Source organism: Asaia sp. A2, from assembly GCF_057319415.1.
Map to the genome: position 1 here is coordinate 2,501 of NZ_JBXWTO010000033.1, position 3,003 is coordinate 5,503.

1 tRNA gene and 2 rRNA genes (1 of these 3 running past the window's edge) are annotated in these 3,003 nt (G+C 54.9%); all 3 read left to right on the top strand.

Annotation, left to right across the window (positions count from 1 at the left end):
- Positions 1–2,654: ribosomal RNA gene (locus tag ACWNRM_RS15050) — 23S ribosomal RNA — on the top strand; it begins 87 nt to the left of the window's first position.
- A gap of 114 nt (positions 2,655–2,768) precedes the next feature.
- Positions 2,769–2,883 (top strand): 5S ribosomal RNA (gene rrf / locus ACWNRM_RS15055).
- Between the two features lie 37 nt (positions 2,884–2,920).
- Positions 2,921–2,997: transfer RNA gene (locus tag ACWNRM_RS15060), tRNA-Met, on the top strand.
- Positions 2,998–3,003 lie beyond the last annotated feature (6 nt).

Here is a 3,003-nt window from a genome sequence, read left to right on the forward strand (position 1 = left end):
GCGAGCAAGCTTTGATCCGTGGATATCTGAATGGGGAGACCCACCTAGCGATAGGTATCATGCCCTGAATACATAGGGGTATGAGGCGAACCCGGGGAACTGAAACATCTCAGTACCTGGAGGAAAAGACATCAACAGAGATTCCGCTAGTAGTGGCGAGCGAACGCGGAACAGGCCAGTAATCATTGTGAAAGAAGCAGAACGGTCTGGAAAGTCCGGCGATAATGGGTGATAGCCCCGTATGCGTAGTGTTCATGATGGTTCTCGAGTAGGGCGGGGCACGTGAAACCCTGTCTGAACATGGGGGGACCACCCTCCAAGCCTAAATACTCCCTGATGACCGATAGTGAACAAGTACCGTGAGGGAAAGGTGAAAAGCACCCCGATGAGGGGAGTGAAAGAGACCTGAAACCGGATGCCTACAAGCAGTCGGAGCCTCTTATGGGGTGACGGCGTACCTTTTGTATAATGGGTCAGCGAGTTTCTGTTTGCAGCGAGCTTAAGCCGGTAGGTGTAGGCGTAGCGAAAGCGAGTCTGAATAGGGCGCATGAGTTGCTGGCAGAAGACCCGAAACCGAGTGATCTAGCCATGGCCAGGCTGAAGGTGCGGTAACACGCACTGGAGGGCCGAACCCACGCCTGTTGAAAAAGTCGGGGATGAGCTGTGGCTAGGGGTGAAAGGCCAATCAAACTCGGAGATAGCTGGTTCTCCGCGAAATCTATTGAGGTAGATCGTCACGTATTGCCCTCGGGGGTAGAGCACTGGATGGGCTAGGGGGACCCAAAGTCTTACCAAACCTAACCAAACTCCGAATACCGAGGAGTATGAGCGTGGCAGACAGACAGTGGGTGCTAAGGTCCATTGTCGAGAGGGAAACAGCCCAGACCACCAGCTAAGGCCCCCAAATCGTGGCTAAGTGGGAAAGGATGTGGGGATTCCAAAACAACCAGGAGGTTGGCTTAGAAGCAGCCATCCTTTAAAGAAAGCGTAATAGCTCACTGGTCTAATAGAAACCCTGCGCCGAAAATGTAACGGGGCTCAAGCCACGTGCCGAAGCTGTGGGTGCATATCTATGATATGCGCGGTAGCGGAGCGTTCCGTAGGTCTGCGAAGGAGACGGGGTGACCCTCTCTGGAGATATCGGAAGTGCGAATGCTGACATGAGTAGCGACAAACAGTGCGAGAAACACTGTCGCCGAAAGTCCAAGGGTTCCTGCGCAAGGTTAATCCACGCAGGGTGAGCCGGCCCCTAAGGCGAGGGCGAAAGCCGTAGTCGATGGGAACCAGTTGAATATTACTGGGCCTGCCAGAAGTGACGAATGCAATATGTTGTCTGGTCTTATTGGATTGACCAGGCTTTTGGAGCATTCCAGGAAATAGCTCTGGCGTATAGACCGTACCCGAAACCGACACAGGTGGACTGGTAGAGAATACCAAGGCGCTTGAGAGAACGATGCTGAAGGAACTAGGCAAATTGCTCGTGTAACTTCGGGATAAGCGAGACCCGTCCGTGGGCAACCACAGGCGGGTGGCACAGACCAGGGGGTAGCGACTGTTTAGTAAAAACACAGGGCTGTGCGAAGTCGAGAGACGACGTATACGGCCTGACGCCTGCCCGGTGCCGGAAGGTTAAGAGGAGATGTGCAAGCATTGAATTGAAGCCCCGGTAAACGGCGGCCGTAACTATAACGGTCCTAAGGTAGCGAAATTCCTTGTCGGGTAAGTTCCGACCTGCACGAATGGCGTAACGACTTCCCCACTGTCTCCAGCATCGACTCAGCGAAATTGAATTCCCCGTGAAGATGCGGGGTACCCGCGGTCAGACGGAAAGACCCTATGAACCTTTACTGCAGCTTTGCAGTGGCATCAGAGACATCCTGTGTAGGATAGGTGGGAGGCTACGAACCCGGGACGCCAGTACCGGTGGAGCCGTCCTTGAAATACCACCCTGAATTTTTCTGATGTCTAACCGAGACCAGTCTAGCCTGGTCCGGGACCCTGCATGGTGGGCAGTTTGACTGGGGCGGTCGCCTCCCAAAGTGTAACGGAGGCGCGCGATGGTGGGCTCAGGTCGGTCGGAAACCGACTGTCGAGTGCAATGGCATAAGCCCGCCTGACTGTGAGAGTGACAGCTCGAACAGAGACGAAAGTCGGCCATAGTGATCCGGTGGTCCCACGTGGACGGGCCATCGCTCAACGGATAAAAGGTACTCTAGGGATAACAGGCTGATCTCCCCCAAGAGTCCACATCGACGGGGAGGTTTGGCACCTCGATGTCGGCTCATCACATCCTGGGGCTGGAGCAGGTCCCAAGGGTTCGGCTGTTCGCCGATTAAAGTGGTACGTGAGCTGGGTTTAGAACGTCGTGAGACAGTTCGGTCCCTATCTGCCGTGGGTGTATGAGACTTGAGAGGATTTGTCCCTAGTACGAGAGGACCGGGATGAACATACCTCTGGTGTACCGGTTGTCGCGCCAGCGGCACAGCCGGGTAGCTAAGTATGGACGGGATAACCGCTGAAAGCATCTAAGCGGGAAACCCACCTCAAAACTAGGTCTCACAGGGCCGTGAAAGACCATCACGTCAATAGGCCGGGTGTAGAAGCGTGGTAACACGTGCAGCTAACCGGTCCTAATCGCCCATATCGCTCACACAACGCTCTGTTAAACAGAGCATACACATGCATAGCAATCATCCACGCAATCACACTCATCATACACAAAACACCAACCTCCACACCGACACACAGTTGTCGGGTGGATCAGAAGACCTGGTGGCTATGGCGGGAGACTTCCACCCGATCCCATCCCGAACTCGGCCGTGAAACGCCCCAGCGCCTATGATACTGCATCTCAAGATGCGGAAAAGTCGGTCGCCGCCAGGTCCCCTGATCCACCCCACAAAATACACCCCAACACCCTCGCGGGGTGGAGCAGCCCGGTAGCTCGTCAGGCTCATAACCTGAAGGCCGCAGGTTCAAATCCTGCCCCCGCAACCAAAATCC